This window comes from Micromonospora violae (assembly GCF_004217135.1).
Taxonomy (GTDB): domain Bacteria; phylum Actinomycetota; class Actinomycetes; order Mycobacteriales; family Micromonosporaceae; genus Micromonospora; species Micromonospora violae.
This window is the reverse complement of record NZ_SHKK01000001.1, coordinates 621,300-638,507: the sequence shown is the minus strand read 5'-3', so window position 1 is coordinate 638,507 and position 17,208 is coordinate 621,300. Positions and strand designations below refer to the sequence as shown.

Sequence of the window (17,208 nt, the reverse complement as noted above, 5' to 3'; positions counted from 1 at the left end):
GTGAGCGCGGTTCACCCGAAACGGGTGAGGTGCCGCGAGTGGCGCGGGTTCCTCAGCCGGCCTCGATCAAGCCCCGCAGGTAGGCGGCCTGGCCCACGTGTTGCAGGTCGTCCTCGACGACGCTGACCAGCCGGACGCCGAGGGTGACCGGCGGATCCCACGCCTCGTCGACCACGCGGTCCAGGTCCGCTGGGCGCAGGCCGGCCAGGAACGATCCGGTACGCGCCGCGACGGCCTCGTAGTAGTCGATCAGCGCCTGGGGGCTCTCCGGCCGAACCGCCGCGACCTGTGCGGGCGAGTGCCCGTAGCCGGTGTCGTCGGGGTCGGCGGTGAGCCCGAACCGACCCGCCCAGTCGCCGCTCACCCAGATCTGGTCGCGGTCGAGCAGGTCGGCTACGTGGTGGTCCTGGATCCGGGTCAGGTGCCAGACCAGCCAACCGATCGAGTTGGCGTCCGGCGCGGGCTGATGGCGCAGTTGCTCCGGGCTGAGTCCGGCGACGGCTGCACGGACCAGGTCGGGCAGCCGGTCGTACGCCTCGGTCAGCAGGTCACTCACATTCACCGGCTCCGCCTTCCTGGTCGGTTGCCGACCAGGTACCGCCGCGCCGGGGCGCGCAAACCTCGGCCGCTACGGTGATCAAATGGTCGCCGCGTTGGAGTTGTACCTGGACCCGGATGCCACCCGCCGGATCCGGGTGCTCTGGGACGCGCTGGAGGCCGAGGGGGTGCAGAGCATGCGCTCGCTGCTGGAGCAGCGTCACCGTCCACACGTCTCGCTCGCGGTGGCCCCCCGTTTCGACCCGGAGCAGGTCGCCGAGGCGCTACAGGGGACGACGGTGGCCGCCCCGCTGCGGCTGGACTTCCAGCACGCCGGCCAGTTCGTCGGTCGGGTGCTCTGGCTCGGCCCGGTGGCCACGACGGAGCTGTTGGCGCACCACCGGCTGGTGCACGACCGGCTCGCCGCCGCCGGCATCCCCCTCGCCGAGCACTACCAGCCGGGGCGCTGGGTGCCGCACTGCACGCTCTCCATGCGGGTGCCGAACACACTGATGGCCGCCGCGGTGCGCCGCTGCCTGGAGGTGTTGCCGCTGGCCGCGACGGTGGTCGGCGCGGCGCTCACCGATCACGCGCGCGGCATCGCCCACCCGCTGGCTTGACCGGGCCTCGACCGTCGACGCGTAATGTCCGGTTTGGCGGGCGTCAGTCGGAAACCCGAAAACAAGCGGTGCGGATGCCGCCGGGCGTGGGAAGGTTCGAGTGGCTGTCGTACCGGAGCTGCTCGTAGGCGGTTCACCCGGTGGTGCGGCGCGGGGTCACCTCGCGGCGCCCACGGCGGCTTCGACGAGGAGAGGCAGGGCCCATGCAGGCTCAGCGCAGGCCACCGCGCACGGAGCGGAGCCAGACCCGGGACGACCAGACCGGCGGCGGAATGACCGGGGCGGCCACGCCACTGACGATCTGGGCGGCCGCCGTACTGCTCGGTCGGATCAGCGCCGGCGACGACGACGTCGAGGACGAGCGGCACATCCTGCGCGGCATCGAGTAGAGCCGGGCCGCTCAGCAGCGCCCCGCCACCCGGGGCGACTCAGAGCCAGCCGCGCCGCTTGAAGATCACATAGAGGGTGCCGCAGACCAGCAGCATCAACAGCAGCGCGAAGAGGTAGCCGAAGCGCCAGTGCAGCTCCGGCATGTGGACGAAGTTCATGCCGTACACGGTGCCGATGAGCGTGGGAGCGAAGAGGATCGCCGCCCAGGAGGACACCTTCTTCAGCTCCTCGTTCTGGCTGTAGCTGGCCGCGGTGAGACTGCGCATCTCCTCGTTCTGCTGCTGCGACACCAGGGTGGCGTTGACGGTGAGGATGTTCTGCAACAGGTGCCGGAAACCGTCCACCCGCTCCACCACCTGGGTCAGGTGGTCGGTCACGTCGCGCAGGTAGCGGCGCAGCTCCTCGTCGGCGCTGGTGCTGCCGTCGGCCAGCGCGTCGAGCACGCTGAGCAGCGGACGGGCGGCCCGCTGGAACTGGATGACCTCGCGGCTGAGGCCGTAGATGCGACGGCTGGCGTTCGGGTCGCCCCCGAACACCTGGGTCTCGATCTCGTCAATGTCGTTCTCCAGTCCGGCCACCACCGGTGCGTACCCGTCGACGACCTGGTCGAGGATCGCGTACAGGACCGCCTCCGGGCCCCGGGCGAGCATCTGCGCCTCGGTCTCCATCCGCCGGCGCACCGCGGCCAGATCCGGCGCCTCACCATGTCGGACGGTGATCACGAAGCCCGGCCCGATGAACAGGTGCAGCTCGGAGAACTCGACCTCCTCCCGGAGGTCGTCGTAGCGGGCGGCGCGCAGCACCACGAACAGGGTGTGCCCGTAGCGTTCCAGCTTGGGCCGCTGGTGGGCGTTGATCGCGTCCTCGACCGCCAGGTCGTGCAGCCGAAACTCGCGGGCCAGCGAGGTGATCTGGCCGATGTCGGGCCGGTACAACCCGATCCAGGCCATCGCGCCGTCCTGCTCCTGAAGGCAGCGGTACGTCTCGGCGAGACCGGACGGCGAAGCGAACCGGTGCCCCTGCCGGTAGACCGCGCTGTCCACCAGACCGCCCTGGAGCGCGGCGGGCGACTCCGGGGCCGCCGCCACCCCGACCCTCGTCTCGTACTCGTCGAGTTGGCGGCCGAAGCCACCACCCGGGCGGAAGCGCCGGCCACCGACCATGCCCCGTCCCCTCCCCCGGTGCCGTCCGGTCCAGCCCGGGGCGCTGCTTCCCCCCTGCCCGGGGCCCGAAACCCGCCGTGCCGTCGGCTGGGTTCCGCGCACCTGGGGACGGGGACGGCCCGACGGGCGGATACTCACGGTGACCGTGGGCGGGATGACGGGGGACGCGCCGGTGAAGGTCAGAGGCACCGGCCGGCTACGGGGGTGGCTGCTCGACGCCGGCTCGGACCAGGCCCTGCGGCACCCGGGGCCGCACGGACGCCCACCGGAGCACCGGCACCACCCGTGGTGGAAGGTGATGTGCCTGACCGGCGTCGACTACTTCTCCACCCTGGGTTACCAGCCCGGCATCGCCGCGCTGGCCGCCGGCGCGCTCTCGCCGGTGGCGACGCTGGTGCTGGTGTTGGTGACCCTGCTGGGCGCGCTGCCGGTCTACCGACGGGTCGCGGTGGAGAGCCCGCACGGTGAGGGCTCCATCGCGATGCTGGTACGCCTGCTGAGCTACTGGCCGGGCAAGTTGCTGGTGCTGGTGCTGCTCGGTTTCGCGGCCACCGACTTCATCATCACCATCACCCTCTCGGCCGCCGACGCGACGGCGCACATCGACGAGAACCCGTTCTGGCCGAGCGGGCTCAAGGGTCACGAGGTGCTGCTCACGCTGTTGCTCGTGGCGCTGCTGGGCGCGGTGTTCCTCAAGGGATTCAGCGAGGCCGTCGGGATCGCCGTGGTCCTGGTCGCGGTCTATCTGAGCCTGAACGCGGTGGTGGTGGCCGACGCGTTGTGGCGGGTGGTGACGCATCCGAGCGCGGTCGGCGACTGGACCACCATGCTGACCACCCGGCATGGTGATCCGTGGCTGGTGGTCGGGTTGTCGCTGCTGGTCTTTCCCAAGCTGGCGTTGGGTCTGTCCGGCTTCGAGACCGGGGTGGCGGTCATGCCCACCGTACGGGGCGACCCGACGGATTCGGAGGCACGACCGCTGGGCCGGATCCGTGGCGCACGCCGGCTCCTCACCACCGCAGCGGTGATCATGAGCGTCTTTCTGATCACCAGCAGCGTGACGACCACCGTGCTCATCCCGCCGGAGGCCTTTCAGCCGGGCGGGTCGGCGAACGGGCGGGCACTGGCCTACCTGGCGCACGCCCACCTCGGCGAGGTGTTCGGCACCGCCTACGACCTCTCCACCATCGGAATCCTCTGGTTCGCCGGGGCGTCGGCGATGGCGGGCCTGCTCAACCTCGTGCCGCGCTACCTGCCCCGTTACGGCATGGCGCCAGCCTGGGCGCGAGCCGTCCGGCCGCTGGTGCTGGTCTTCACCGCCGTGGCCTTCCTGATCACTGTCGTCTTCGAGGCCAGCGTGGACGCGCAGGGCGGTGCGTACGCCACCGGGGTCCTGGTGTTGATCACCTCGGCTGCGACGGCGGTGACGCTCGCGGCGCTGCGGCAGCGGCAGCGCGGTCGCACCATCGCGTTCGGAGTCATCGCGGTGATCTTCGTGTACACCACTGTGGCGAACGTGGTGGAGCGCCCCAGTGGCGTCAAGATCGCGGGGTGTTTCATCGGCGGGATCATCCTGGTGTCGGTGCTGTCCCGGCTGATGCGGGCCTACGAACTGCGCGTCGACCACGTCGAGCTGGACCCGGCCGCGACCCGGATGATCGACGAACGCGCCGGACGACGGATCCGTCTCATCGCCCACGAACCCGATGGGCGCGACGAGGCGGAGTACCGCGCCAAGCTGGCGCAGACGATGGCGGACAACGACTTCCCCGACGACAGCGACGTCATCTTCGTCGAGGTCGAGGTCACCGACCCGTCCGACTTCGAGACCGAGCTGCTGGTCCGTGGCAGCGTGGCCGACGGCCGCTTCCCGGTGCTCAGCCTGGCCAGCTCCTCGGTGCCCACCGCGCTCGCCGCCCTGCTCCTGGAGATCCGCGACCGCAGCCGACGACGCCCCCACATCTACTTCGAGTGGTCCGAGGGCGGCCCGGCTCGCAACGTGCTGCGCTACCTGGCGTTCGGAGACGGCGCCATCGCCTCGGTGACCCGGGAGATCCTGCGCCGCCAGGAGCCCGACCCGCACCGTCGACCGCACGTGCACGCCGGCTGACCTGCGAACGCGCACGGTGAGCGTGGTCATATCGACTGGACGGCCCGCCCGTTCCTGCTGCTAGCCTCGGCGCAGGTCATGAGTGCCAGCGCGAAGCCCCGGCTCGCTGGCCGGCAACCCTCCTCCGCGGTGGGGTGCCCCGGGTGAAGACCAGGCACCGACACGACGTCGGTGCAAGCGTGGCCTGGCACCCAGGTCAGCACAGACCCGGGAGAACCATGCGCATCCTCAGCACCGCCCCACCGACCGCCATCGCGGACGTCCGCACCGGTCGACCCTCGCCCACTCTGACCCGGCGACGGCACGTGGACCTGATGCGAATGTGCAGCGCCGCCTGTCGCGGCAGCACGCGCTAGCTCACCCCCTCCCGAGCTCCTTTCCACCGGTACGCCCACTGGGCGCCCCGTCGGTTGCGCACGTCCGTGCGCGCCGAGACACCACCCTTCGGAGACACCCGTGCGATTCCTTCCTGCCCTGACCCGCGCCGCCGCCCTGGGCACGGCCACGATCCTGGCCGCCGTCACCCTCACCGCCTGCGGCGACGACAGTTCGTCCGACGCCACCGCCAACCCGTACGGTCTGGCCCAGCCGGGCGTGCTGCGCGCCGGCACGCTGACCGACGCCCCGCCGAACGTGTACCTCAAGGACGGAAAGTTCACCGGCTTCGACAACGACCTGCTGACCGCCGTGGCCGGCAAGCTCGGGCTCCGGGTCGAGTTCGTCGGCACCGACTTCTCCGCGCTGCTCAGCCAGGTCAACAACCGCAAGTTCGACGTCGGCAGCTCCTCGATCACCATCACCGAGGCCCGCAAGAAGACCGTCGACTTCGGCAACGGCTACGACTTCGGCTACTTCGGCCTGGACGTCCCCGCCGGCTCACCGATCACCAGCTTCGACCAGCTCACCGGCAAGCGGGTCGTGGTGGTGCAGGGCACGGTCCAGGACGACTACGCCACCGGCAAGCAGCTCAACCCGGTGCGGGTACCCGACTACAACGGCGCGATCAACCAGCTCAAGGCGGGCACCGCCGACGCCTGGATCGCCCCGGCGGAGATCGGCGAGAAGTCGGCCACCGACAGCAACGGCAAGATCACCGTGGCGGCCAAGCAGCTCAGCCCGGCACCGACCGCGTACGCCGTGGCCAAGGGCAGCGACAAGCTGCGCGAGGCGCTGAACCGGGCCCTCGACGAGGTCATCGCCGACGGCACCTGGACCCGGTTGCAGCAGCAGTACTACCCGGGCCGGCCGATCCCGGCGGACTTCACGCCGGGCAGCGGCACGGTGAAGGTTTCGGCCGCGTCGACCACGCCTACCGGGCCGACCACGCCGTCGGCGTCCGCGTCGGCCGCGTCCTGAGCCGGTGACGAGCGAGCGGGGCGGCAGGAGGAGCAACCGATGGATCCGTTGAGCACCCTGTGGGAGACCTTCTTCGACGCCGACGCGATGCGCGAGGCGCTGCCCGAGATGCTGACCGTCGGGCTGCCCAACACGCTGATCCTGGCGGTCTCCGCCGCCCTGCTCGGCTCGGTGCTGGGCCTGCTGCTGGCCGTCGCCGGCATCTCCCGCAGCCGCTGGTTGCGCTGGCCGGCGCGGGTCTACACCGACGTGTTCCGGGGGCTGCCGGCCGCGGCGACGATCCTGCTGATCGGCGTCGGGCTGGCGCCGCTGGGCATGCAGGTGTGGGGGCCGGACCCCTACCCGTTGGGCATCCTGGCGCTGTCGCTCATCGCCGCCGCGTACATCGGGGAGATCTTCCGCTCGGGCATCCAGTCGGTGGAGGCCGCCCAGTTGGAGGGCGCGCGGGCGCTCGGCTTCTCCTGGGCGGACGCGATGCGGCTGGTGATCATCCCGCAGGGCATCCGGCGGGTGCTGCCGGCCTGGGTGAACCAGCTCATCGCGTTGATCAAGGACTCCAGCCTGGTCTACTTCCTCGGCCTGGTGGCCAGCCAGCGGGAGCTGTTCCGGATCGGGCAGGACTACGCGGCCACCACCGGCAACGAGTCGGCGCTGCTGCTGGCGGGGCTCTGCTATCTGGCGTTGACAGTCCCGCTGACGCACATCGTGAACTGGATCGACCGGCGGCTGCGCCACGGACGACCGGCCACCGCGCCGGACGACGAGGCCGACGAGCTGCTGCTGCCCGCCGCCACCCAGGGAGACCGGCGATGACCGCCATCGAAACGACCACCTCGGTGAGCCTCGACGTCCGCGACGTACACCTCGCCTTCGGACCCAACCGGGTGCTGCGCGGCGTCGACCTCGCGGTGCCGCGCGGCGCGACGGCCTGCGTCATCGGCCCGTCCGGGTCGGGCAAGTCCACCCTGCTGCGCACCATCAACCGGCTGATCGAACCGGACCGGGGCGACGTGCTGCTGGACGGGCGCAGCGTGCTGGGCGACGACCCGGACGCGCTGCGGCAGCGGGTGGGCATGGTGTTCCAGCAGTTCAACCTCTTCCCGCACATGAGCGTCCTGCGCAACGTGACGCTGGCGCTGCGCCGGTTGCGCAAGCTCGGTGCCGACGAGGCGGACGCGGTCGCCCGCGCCCAGTTGGACCTGGTGGGGCTGGCCGGCAAGGCGAACTCCCGACCGGCGCAGCTCTCCGGTGGTCAGCAGCAGCGGGTGGCGATCGCCCGCGCGCTGGCGCTGCGGCCCGAGGTGATGCTCTTCGACGAGGCGACCTCGGCGCTCGACCCGGAGCTGGTCAAGGGCGTCCTCGGGGTGATGGCCGACCTGTCCGCCGCCGGGATGACCATGGTGGTGGTGACCCACGAGATGGGCTTCGCCCGGCAGGTCGCCGACACCGTCGCCTTCATGGACCGGGGCGTGGTGCTGGAAGCCGGGCCGCCCGAGGCGATCTTCGAACGGGCCGAGCATCCGCGGCTGCGCCGGTTCCTCGACCAGGTGCTCTGACTGCGGGCGTCCGTCAGGCCCGGGCCCGGGGACGTACCGCCTCCCAGAGCAGGCGGTAGAACTCGGCGTAGCTGCGTTGCACATGCTGACCGTACCGGCGGGTCTCCTCGTGCCGCGACGGCAGCTGGTTGATCGGCACGCTCATCGCCGCGTGGTGCTCGATGTGCAGGTTGTTGCCGTTGGTGAACCACGTGCTCAGCCAACTGCCCCGGATCGACCGGGTGTTGCGCAGCACGTCGGTCGTGTCGGTCTCGCACAGCAGGTGCTCGGGCAGTTCCACGAGGAAGTGCAACGGCACCGCCACCAGCAGCGGCAGCACCCACAGCCGCAGCGGGTACGCGCCGTGCCCGGTCAACGCCAGGCCGACGGCGGCCAGCACCGCGACACCCAGCAGCAGGTGCTCGGTGACGATCCGCCGCCGCATGGCGGGGGCGATCTCGCCGTGGGCGTAGCGCCAGCGGCCGGCGGCGGCGCGCAGGATCTCCAGACCGACAGCACCGAGTCGGGGGTAGTCGAACAGGCCGCGGACGAGCACCCCGATGGTCAACGGCCGGCGGGTGTCGAAGCCGAAGAACTCGGTGTCCTGCGGGGTGCCCAGGTAACGGTGGTGCTGAAGGTGCCGCACCCGGTAGTGCGAGTAGACCACCAGCAGCGGCATGCCCAGTGGCACACCGACCAGCCGGTGCGGCAACGAACGGCGGAACGCGGAGTGGTGCAGGCACTGATGTTGCAACTCGACCGCGTGCGTGTACATGGCGGCGAGCAGCAGCACGCCGGCCACGATCGACAGCGGCTCGGAGCGCAGCGCCAGAACCGCACCGACCGCGGTCAGCACCGCAAGCAGGGCCAGCTTGCCGACGAAGATCCGCTCATCGGCGCGGCTGACCCGGGCGCGGCGGAAGAGCAGGGCGGGTCCACCGGTCGGTGTGGCCGGGGGGCGGGTCGCGGCGGGCGGGGCGGTGATCGTCATCCGAGGTCCTTAGCAGTGGGCAGGGCGCTCAGCGACCGCTGAGCAGCACGACGTGGGTGCCGGCGGAGAGCCCGCCCGGCGCTTCGGCGCGGGCCAGCAGCCCGGCGAGGGCGACCGCACCGGCAGTGGTGGGGTACGCGCCGTGACCGGCGAGCGACTCCCGAGCGCGCTGGAGCTGGTCGTCGTCGACCCCGTGCACCGCCCCGCCGGTGTCGGAGATCGCGGCCATCGCCTCCGGGCCCTGGAGGGCATGCCAGTTGACCAGGGGTTGGTTGTGGTCGGTGGTGGTCACCGCGTCCGGCGGCAACATCCGGTACGGGCCGGGCCAACTGGTGACCACCGGGTTGTTCCCGGCCGAGCAGACGCCCTGGAGCACTGTCGGCCAGCCCAGCTCACGGAGCCGCCGGTGCACGGCGATGACGGTGGTGCCGTTGCCGACAGGGATCCACAGCTGCGCCGGTGGTTCGTCGAGTGCCGCGCGCAGCGCCGCGACCACCACACCGTGCCCGGCGAGGACCGCGTTGACGTACGGGCCGTCCACGTTGCCGTCGACCGCCCCGGGCGCCTGGGCGAGTCGGCGTGACTCGTCGACGGCGTCCTCGTAGCTGCCCTCGACGAGGTGCACCCGGGCCCCGGCGGCGCGCATGAACTCGCCGCCGTCGCTCCACCCGGTGGGCAGCACGACGGTGCAGGTCATGCCGGCTGCCCGGCAGGCCATGGCCATCGCCCGGCCGTAGTTGCCGCAGGTGGCGACGACCACCTCGGTACGACCCTCGGCGACGGCTCGGGCCACCACCGCGCGTGCGGCCGGTTCCTTGTGGCTGCCGGACGCGTACCGGGTCTCGTCCTTGATCAGGATGTGGACGCCGGGCACCAGGCCGGTCGCCTCGATCAGTGGGGTTCCGAAGGCGTCGGTGGGCGCGTCGACAGGTGCCATGCTGACCGTGGACATGCTGCTCCTAGGTGAGGGGGTGGTGGGGTCAGGACCGGGCCGGGGCACCGGCGGCGAGCAGGGCGTCGGCCTGGCGTTGCAGGTCGTCCCGGTCGCCGATCTCGGCGGGGGGCAGGGCGTCGGGCAGGGCGTCCTCGATCAGCCGGAGGGTGGGGTTGCACCAGCCCCGGATCGCCCAGCCGAGCTGGAGCAGACCGCTGAGGACGACGAGCAGGGCCAGACCGCGACCCGGCCCGGTGCCGATGACCGCTCCGACGGTGGCGGCCAGCGCGCCGTCGGGCTCCAGCAGCGGCTGGACGTAGTGGTCGGCCAGCGGGCCGACCACCAGGTAACCCAGCGGCATGGTCAGCATCATCACGGTGATGAAGATCGACAGGACGCGACCCTGCAGGTCGAAGCCCACCTTCGTCTGAATCAGCGCGATCCAGTGCCCGTCGATCAGGGACTCGGCGAAGGTGAGGGCGAACATGCCGACCACCGCGAAGGCCGGGCTGGCGCCGATGCCCACCACGGCCATCGCGAGGCTGGCCACGCCCATGAACAGGATCATCCCGGTGGCTCGCCGCGCGGTGCCGCCCCAGAGACCCATGGTGAGGCTGCCGAGCAGACCCCCGACGCCGCCGGCGGACAGGGCCAGGCCGAGCGCCACCGGGGACTGCTCGATCAGCAGCATCGGGGTGATCACCGCGAAGCCGAGGGTGTAGAAGGCGTGGTCGATGACGAAGAACCGCAACGCGGCCCGCAGCCCGGGTCGGCGGGCGACGTAACGCCAGCCGTTGGCCACCTCGGTACGGAAGGCTTCCTCCCGGCGGCGGAAGAGGCGGTCCGGGAAACGGACCAGCAGCAGGGTGAGCGCGCCGACGCAGAACGTCGACACGTCGATCAGGATCACCCCTCGGATGCCGATGACACCGATCAGACCGGCGCCGAGCAACGGCGCGAAGACCAGGCCCACGCCCACGCCGAGTTGGCTGATCCCGTTGGCGTGCCCCAGGTAGCGCTTCGGCACGAGTTGGGCCACCGCCGCCAGGTACGCCGGGCGTTGGAACGCACCGGCCAACGAGGTGACCGACACGGCCAGGTAGATCTGCCACAGCCGCAGTCCGCCGCCGACGGTGACCAGCAGCACCAGCGCCACCATGGCCGCTGCCGCGACGGCGTCACTGACCAGCATCACCCGTCTCCGGTCCCAACGGTCCGCGACCGCGCCGGCGATCGGCCCCGCGAGGATGCCGGGCAGCATGCCGACCGCGCTGACCACCGCGAAGTCGGTGATCGCGCCGGTCTGCTGGTAGACCCAGATACTCAGCACCAGCGTGCTCAGCCCGCTGCCGATCATCGACACGAACTGGCCGAACGCGACCACCGCGAACCGCGACAGGCTGGGCGCCGGGCCACCCGGCTGCGCCACGACGGCCGGCGCGGGCCCGGGCGGTGGGGTGGGCGCGACGTCGGTCGTCGGCACCGCCCGCGAGGCGTGCCCCACCAACGCCTCGGCCAGACCCACGGCGTGGGTACGCACGAAGAAGTGCCCGGCCCGGGGCAGGACGGCCAGCTCGACCTGCTCGGCGACGTGCGTCCATTCCTGATGGCGCTCCTGGTACAGCTCGGTGACCCGGTCCCGCTCGCCGATCACGGCGAGCACTGGCGCACGCAGGCGGGGGTGGTCCGGGTTCCGGTAGGCGGCGGTGTAGTACTCCTCGGCGTCGCGGGCGTCGTGCCGGACGTTGCGCAGCACGAACGCCTCGTCGGCCGGGTCGGCCACGTCGGTGAAACCGCCCCGGGCCCGCAGGTACGACAGGTACTCCCGATTCGAGGTGAACCGGTCGGTCGGCACGAGCCGGTAGAACCAGTCGAAGAGCCGGCCGGGCAGCCGGGCCGTGGGGAAGCTCGCGCCCAACCCGACGCCACGCAGATCCACTCCCTCCGCCTCGGCCCGGTGGGCGATCTGGAGAGTGACCGCGGTGCCGAGGCAGTGCCCGTAGAGGACCACCGGGCCGGCGATGTCGCGCAGCTCAGCGAGCACCCGTTCGGCCACCTCGGCACCGGGCTGCGTCGCCTCGTCCGGTCGGCTGCGGTCATGTCCGGGCAACTCCACGGCGTACAGGGCCCAGCCACTGGGCAACGCGTCAGCGAGCGGCTGGTAGGAGATGGCACTGCCCCCGGAGTACGGCACCGCGACGATGGTCATCCCGCCGCTGGCCGGGTCGGCGTCGCTCGCTGTGAGCCGGTGCAGCAGACCCTCGCCCCGGTCCGCGCCGGCGGCCCGTTCGTCGAGCAGAGCGGCGATGGCGCGGACGGTGGGGTGCTGGTACAACTCCACCAGCGCCAGCCCGCTGTCGATTCGGCGGACCAGCCGCAGCGCGGCGAACGAGTCGCCGCCGAGGGCGAAGAAGCTGTCGTCGATGCCGACCGTCACGCGACCCAGCTCGGCGCACCAGACGTCGGCGATCCGGCGTTCGGTGTCGGTGCCCGGCGGCGTTCCCGTGGCGGCGGCGTCGACCTCCGGTGGCGCGGGCAGTGCCCGCCTGTCGAGTTTGCCGTTCGGCGTCAGCGGCAGGGAGGGCAGGGTCAGCAGCCGGGCCGGCACCATGTGCGCCGGCAGGGTCGCGGCCGCCGCGTCGCGTACCGCCCGTTCGTCGAGGGTGACGCCGGGTCGGGGCACCAGGTAGGCGACCAGCCGGGCCAGCCCGTGCTGCCCCTCGTGGACCGCCGCCGCACAGGCCAGCACGTCGGGCAGGGCTGCGATGGTCGCCTCGATCTCGCCCAACTCCACCCGGTAACCGTTGACCTTCACCTGGTCGTCGAGCCGACCGAGGAAGTCCACGGTGCCGTCGGGGCGGAACCGCGCGCCGTCGCCGGTGCGGTACATCCGCGCCGACGGCACGTACGGGTCGGTGACGAAACGCTCGGCGGTCAGCTCAGGCCGGTCGTGGTATCCGACCGCCACCCCCACCCCGCCCAGGTACAACTCACCGACGACACCCACCGGCACCGGTTGGCGGTGCGCGTCCAGCACGTAGACGCGGTTGTTGGGGAACGGTCGGCCGATCGGCAGTGGGGCGTCGTCGGGCAGCGTGTCGACATCCCCGTCGAAGAAGACGTTGTCGACGCTGACCTCGGTGACCCCGTAGGCGTTGACCACCCGACCGCCCGGCCCGACCAGGTCGCGGGCCTGCCGGTACTCCCGCACATGCCACTTCTCGCCGCCGCCGATGAGCAGGCGGACGAAGTCCAACCGCTCCCCCGCCTGTGCCACGTACGCGAGCAGGGTGCGCAGCACCGCCGGAACGAGCTCGGTGCACTCGACCCGCTCGGCACGCATCAGCGCGTACAGGGCGGCGGGGTCGAGCAGGGTCTCGCGGGGCACCACCACCAGTCGACCGCCGGTGCAGTGCGCCCGCAAGGTCTCCCCGACGAACATGTCGAACGAGAAACTCGCCGCCTGCTGGTAGGTCCAGCCGGGTTCGAGGTGGTAGGCCCGCTGCCACATGTCGGCGGCGTGCACCAGGTTGTGGTGGCTGACCACCACACCCTTGGCACGGCCGGTGGAACCGGAGGTGTAGATGACGTATGCCGGATCGGCCCCGGCGGTGACCACTGTGAGGTCGCCGTCGTCGGCGGCGGCGAGCCGGTCCGTGTCCCGGTCCAGGGCGACCACCCGCACCGACGCTCCGGCGGCCGGCGCGGTGGCCAGGTCCAGGCGGGTGACCAGGACTGCGGCCCGGCTGTCATCGATCATGTAGCGCAGCCGGTCGGCCGGGTACGCCGGGTCCAGCGGCACGTACGCGCCGCCGGCCTTGAGCACCGCCCACATGGCGACGAACAGCTCGATGCCCCGGTCCAGGCAGATCGCGACCCGGCTGCCGGGCAGCACACCGTCGGCGCGCAGCACCCGGGCCAACCGGTTGGCCCGTTGGTTCAGCTCGGCGTAGGTGATCGTCTCGTCCCGCCAGGTCAGCGCGGGCGCGTCCGGACGCTGCGCCACCCATCGTTCGAAGAGCTGGTGCAGTGCGGTGACGGCCGGCAGCGGCGCGGCGCTGTCGTTCCAGTCGTGCAGGATTCGGGCGGTCTCGGCGGGGCTCAGCATCGGCAGCCGGGTGACCGGGGTGTCCGGCGTCGTAACTGCTGCGGTCAGCAGGGTGAGCAGGTGATCCAGCAGTGCGTCGACTCGCTCCGCGTCGAACAGCTCGGTGGCGTAGTCGATGCTGAGCACCGGGCCGTCCACTGGAAAGTCCAGACCGACGGCGAGGTCCACCATGGTCGCGGCGGGTGCGACCTCGCCGGCGTACCGCAGGCCCCCGGCGCGGGGCACCGGCGTGTTGTGCACGGTGAGCATCACCCCGGTGAGCCGGTTGCGGTTCGCCGACGCCTGCCGACCGGTGGCCGTGATGATTTGGGGCAACGGCAGGTCCTGGTGATCCAGGTCGGTCAGGACTGCCGCGCGGACCCGTCCCAGCAGGTCGGTGAAGCTCGGTTCGCCGCTGACGTCGCCGCGCATCGGCAGGATGTTCAGCGCCGCACCGACGACCCGCTCCAGCTCCGGCCGGTTCCGGCCGGCCACCGGCGCCAGCACTGTCACGTCGGTGCGCCCGGTGTAGCGCGACAGCACTGTCTGCAGCCCGGCGAGCAGCACCATGAAAAGGCTGGCCTGGTGCGTTCGTCCGTGTGCGCGCAGCGCGTCGAGCAGGCTCGGGTCGACCTGCCGGGACACCCGCCCGGCCACGAACGACCGCGTGGCCGGGCGCGGCCGGTCGGCGGGGAGTTCCAGGTCGAGGTCCGCGTCGGCGAAGCGTTCGCGCCAGTAGTCGACAAGAGCCGGGTCGGCCGCGCTGGCGACGCGCAGCCGGGCCAGCGCGGCCAGCGCCGTCGGGTCGCCAGCGGGTTCGACCGGGGCGGTCACGGAATCGCCGGTACGCGCACTGTGGTGGGCGTACCGCTCGGCCAGCTCGTCGCCGAACAGACCTGCCGACCATCCGTCGAAGACCAGATGGTGCACCACGAGCAGCAGTTCGTCGGCCGACCCGTCCCGAATCAGCACGGCCCGCGCCAGCGGCCCGACGGCGAGGTCGAACGGTTGCCGTACCGCCCTGTCGCGGACCTCGGCGGCGTGCTGCGCCCGTCGCGTCACCTCGACGTCGCGCAGGTCCACCTCGGTCAGCGGCAGTCGCCCGGACCGCTCGACGCGCAGGTGCGGCTCGTCGCCGACGAGCAGGACGCGCGAGCGCAGTGCCGGATGCCGCCGCACCAGATCGTCGAGGCTCGCCGCGAGCAGGTCGGCGCGAGCCTCGTCCGGCAGCCGGTAGCGGATGCCCAGGGTATGCGCGGGCAGATCCACGCAGACCTGCTCGGCGATCCAGAAGTCCTGTTGCAGGCCGGCGAGGGGCAGCCGCACGGCACCGTCCGGCTCCACAGTGGGAGTCACGGCAGGCGGGTCCGTCGGGGCGGTGGCGGTCGCCAGGGTACGGATCAGCGCGGCGAGCCGGGTCGGTGTCGGCGCGGCGTAGAGCTGGGTGAGCGTCGGCTCGACTCCGTGGTCGCGGCGGACCACGCTGATCAGCCGGATGGCGTCGAGCGAGTCCACGCCCAGGGCGAACAGGTCGTCGTCCGGGCCGACCGCTGGCAGGCCGAGCACGTCGGTCCAGCGGGCGGCCAGGGCCGCCACCAGCGGGTCGGTGTCGGTGCCCGTGGCAGCCGTCGGCCCAGCCGGGGCGGGCAGCGGCAGACGGGCCAGCGCCGCGCGGTCCACCTTGCCCTGCGCGGTGAGCGGAAACGCACGGTGTCCGAGGACCGCCGCCGGCACCAGGTGGGCGGGCAGGTCGACACCGAGCCTTCGGCGTACGTCGGCCGGGTCGAGGGTGGTGCTGGCCGTGCTCAGCAGGTGCGCCACCAGCCGCGGCTGCCCGCTGCCCTGGTCGACCAGCACCACCGCGTCGGTGACCTCGGGCAACCGACGCAACGCCGCCTCGATTTCGCCCAGCTCGATTCGAAACCCGCGGATCTTCACCTGGTCGTCCAGCCGACCCAGGTAGGTCAACTGGCCGTCGGACAGTTCCCGCACCCGGTCACCGGTGGCGTACGTGACCCGCCCGTCGGCATCGAGCGGGAAACGCTCGGCGGTCAGTTCCGCACGGCGCAGATAGCCGGTGGCCACGCCCGGTCCGCCGATGCGCAGCTCACCGGGCTCACCGGGGGCCACCGGACGGCCGTCCTCGCCGAGCACACGGAGACTCACCCCGGGCAGCGGACGGCCGATCGGGACCGGCCCGGCACCGGACCACCCGGTCAGGTCGGCGCAGGTGGCGACGACAGTGGCCTCGGTCGGTCCGTACGTGTTGAGCAGCCGGACCTGGGCCCCCACCCGGGCCTGCCAGCGACTGACCGCGCCGGCCTGTGCCGCCTCTCCGCCGATGATGACCAGCCGAACGCTTGCCGGCAGCGTGGCGTCACCGCTGTCGATAGCGGCGACCACCTCGTGCCAGTACGCGGTGGGCAGGTCCAGCACGGTGATCTGGTGCCGGGCGCAGTGCTCAAGGAACCGGCGGGGGCTGCTGATCGCGTCCTCGTCCCGGATGACCACTGTCGCGCCCGCGCACAGCGGCGGGAAGATCTCCTCGATGCTGGCGTCGAAGCTGAGCGAGGCGAACTGGAGCACCCGGTCGTCGGGGCCCAGGTCGTAGCACTCACCGGCCGCCCGGCAGAAGTGCTGCAGGGCCCGCCGGGGCACGCTGACCCCCTTGGGCCGGCCGGTCGAACCGGAGGTGAAGATGACGTACGCCGGGTCCTCGGGGTCGGACGCCACACTGGCGGGCGCTCTTCCGGGCGAGACGGTCACCTCCCGGTCGAGGCTCAGCAGTGGGGTACCGGCCGGCAGCTCCGCCGCACCGTGACCGGTGAGCACCAACGTGGGCCGGGCGTCGGCGACCATCAGCGCCAGCCGGTTCGACGGATAGGCGGGATCCAGCGGCAGGTAACCGGCCCCGGCGCGGATCGCGGCCAGCATCGCCACGATGGCGTCACGCCCCCGGGGCAGGCAGACGCCGACCAGTGCGCCCCGGCCGACCCCGTGCCCGTGCAACACCGTGGCCAACGCGTCGATCCGCCGGAGAAGGTCGGCGTAGCCGATCGCACCGGCGTCGTCGCACAGCGCCGGCCGGTCGGGGGACCGACGGGCGTGCTGTTCGATCTGGTCGAGCACTCCGGCGGGCGGGTACGCCGAGACCGCGTACTGGGCGACGACGCTTCGGCCCGGTTCGGGCGACCTGACGGTGGGGATGACGGACACGGATCTCTCCTCGACCTTCGACCCGTCCAGCGGACGGCGCCGACACCGTACGAAGATCAACCCACCGTCCGGGCCACCGGAGGGCGAACATCTGGTCATCATTGAGATCAACTGCGGCCGACCGCAGCGGCCCAGGTCAGATCGGTTCGAGCGGGAACCGTAAGCCGCTGACCTGCGGCTGGCCCGGCGCCCTCGACGCCGCTGACCGACGTACGCCGTTCACCCGCCGTTCGCCCCGAACGTTGGGGTCCGACGGGGGTTGCCGGCAC

At 72.0% G+C, this 17,208-nt stretch carries 11 protein-coding genes and 1 riboswitch; of the genes, 6 read left to right on the top strand and 5 right to left on the bottom strand.

Annotated elements, in window-relative coordinates:
• Positions 1-52: 52 nt before the first annotated feature.
• Positions 53-562: a mycothiol transferase gene (locus EV382_RS02845; protein ID WP_130400090.1), complete on the bottom strand. Its 510-nt coding sequence runs from the start codon at positions 560-562 to the stop codon at positions 53-55.
• Positions 563-641: 79 nt separating this feature from the next.
• Here EV382_RS02845 and EV382_RS02840 point away from each other — a divergent pair, with 79 nt between their 5' ends.
• Complete coding sequence (locus EV382_RS02840; protein ID WP_130400089.1) at positions 642-1,157, top strand: 2'-5' RNA ligase family protein; 516 nt, start codon at positions 642-644, stop codon at positions 1,155-1,157.
• Between the two features lie 203 nt (positions 1,158-1,360).
• Positions 1,361-1,546 carry a hypothetical protein gene (locus EV382_RS02835; RefSeq protein ID WP_130400088.1) on the top strand — a complete coding sequence of 62 codons (186 nt, stop codon included), beginning with the start codon at positions 1,361-1,363 and terminating at the stop codon, positions 1,544-1,546.
• Between the two features lie 39 nt (positions 1,547-1,585).
• Here the strand turns inward: EV382_RS02835 and corA are convergent, their stop codons facing one another.
• The gene (corA, locus tag EV382_RS02830; RefSeq protein ID WP_130400087.1) at positions 1,586-2,710 is read right to left on the bottom strand and encodes a magnesium/cobalt transporter CorA; all 1,125 of its coding nucleotides are present in this window, start codon (positions 2,708-2,710) and stop codon (positions 1,586-1,588) included.
• A gap of 154 nt (positions 2,711-2,864) precedes the next feature.
• Between corA and EV382_RS02825 the strand changes: the two genes are divergently transcribed.
• From EV382_RS02825 to EV382_RS02810, 4 genes are all read left to right on the top strand, one after another.
• The gene (locus tag EV382_RS02825; RefSeq protein ID WP_130400086.1) at positions 2,865-4,820 is read left to right on the top strand and encodes an amino acid transporter; all 1,956 of its coding nucleotides are present in this window, start codon (positions 2,865-2,867) and stop codon (positions 4,818-4,820) included.
• A 74-nt stretch (positions 4,821-4,894) separates the two neighbouring features.
• A riboswitch (SAM riboswitch) is annotated at positions 4,895-5,006 on the top strand.
• Between the two features lie 270 nt (positions 5,007-5,276).
• Complete coding sequence (locus EV382_RS02820; RefSeq protein WP_130400085.1) at positions 5,277-6,176, top strand: ABC transporter substrate-binding protein; 900 nt, start codon at positions 5,277-5,279, stop codon at positions 6,174-6,176.
• 39 nt (positions 6,177-6,215) lie between these two features.
• The gene (locus tag EV382_RS02815; protein ID WP_130400084.1) at positions 6,216-6,989 is read left to right on the top strand and encodes an amino acid ABC transporter permease; all 774 of its coding nucleotides are present in this window, start codon (positions 6,216-6,218) and stop codon (positions 6,987-6,989) included.
• 5 nt (positions 6,990-6,994) lie between these two features.
• On the top strand, positions 6,995-7,732 hold the full coding sequence (locus EV382_RS02810) for an amino acid ABC transporter ATP-binding protein (protein ID WP_130408370.1): 738 nt from the start codon (positions 6,995-6,997) through the stop codon (positions 7,730-7,732).
• Between the two features lie 13 nt (positions 7,733-7,745).
• On the opposite strand, the gene EV382_RS02805 is transcribed toward EV382_RS02810, so the two are convergent.
• Genes EV382_RS02805 through EV382_RS02795 form a run of 3 tightly spaced genes read right to left on the bottom strand, consistent with a single transcriptional unit; the run spans position 7,746 to position 16,939 of the window.
• A complete protein-coding gene (locus EV382_RS02805) occupies positions 7,746-8,702 on the bottom strand; it encodes a fatty acid desaturase family protein (RefSeq protein ID WP_130400083.1) in 957 nt (318 codons plus the stop codon).
• A gap of 28 nt (positions 8,703-8,730) precedes the next feature.
• Positions 8,731-9,654 carry a pyridoxal-phosphate dependent enzyme gene (locus tag EV382_RS02800; protein ID WP_130400082.1) on the bottom strand — a complete coding sequence of 308 codons (924 nt, stop codon included), beginning with the start codon at positions 9,652-9,654 and terminating at the stop codon, positions 8,731-8,733.
• Between the two features lie 28 nt (positions 9,655-9,682).
• Positions 9,683-16,939: a non-ribosomal peptide synthetase/MFS transporter gene (locus EV382_RS02795; RefSeq protein WP_208758298.1), complete on the bottom strand. Its 7,257-nt coding sequence runs from the start codon at positions 16,937-16,939 to the stop codon at positions 9,683-9,685.
• Positions 16,940-17,208 lie beyond the last annotated feature (269 nt).

What these genes read in the sequence shown, in the direction of transcription:
- EV382_RS02840 (WP_130400089.1), top strand. Translation starts at nt 642, where the DNA reads ATGGTCGCCGCGTTGGAGTTGTACCTGGACCCGGATGCCACCCGCCGG.
- EV382_RS02835 (WP_130400088.1), top strand. Translation starts at nt 1,361, where the DNA reads ATGCAGGCTCAGCGCAGGCCACCGCGCACGGAGCGGAGCCAGACCCGG.
- corA (WP_130400087.1), bottom strand. Translation starts at nt 2,710, where the DNA reads ATGGTCGGTGGCCGGCGCTTCCGCCCGGGTGGTGGCTTCGGCCGCCAA.
- EV382_RS02825 (WP_130400086.1), top strand. Translation starts at nt 2,865, where the DNA reads ATGACGGGGGACGCGCCGGTGAAGGTCAGAGGCACCGGCCGGCTACGG.
- EV382_RS02815 (WP_130400084.1), top strand. Translation starts at nt 6,216, where the DNA reads ATGGATCCGTTGAGCACCCTGTGGGAGACCTTCTTCGACGCCGACGCG.
- EV382_RS02805 (WP_130400083.1), bottom strand. Translation starts at nt 8,702, where the DNA reads ATGACGATCACCGCCCCGCCCGCCGCGACCCGCCCCCCGGCCACACCG.
- EV382_RS02800 (WP_130400082.1), bottom strand. Translation starts at nt 9,654, where the DNA reads ATGTCCACGGTCAGCATGGCACCTGTCGACGCGCCCACCGACGCCTTC.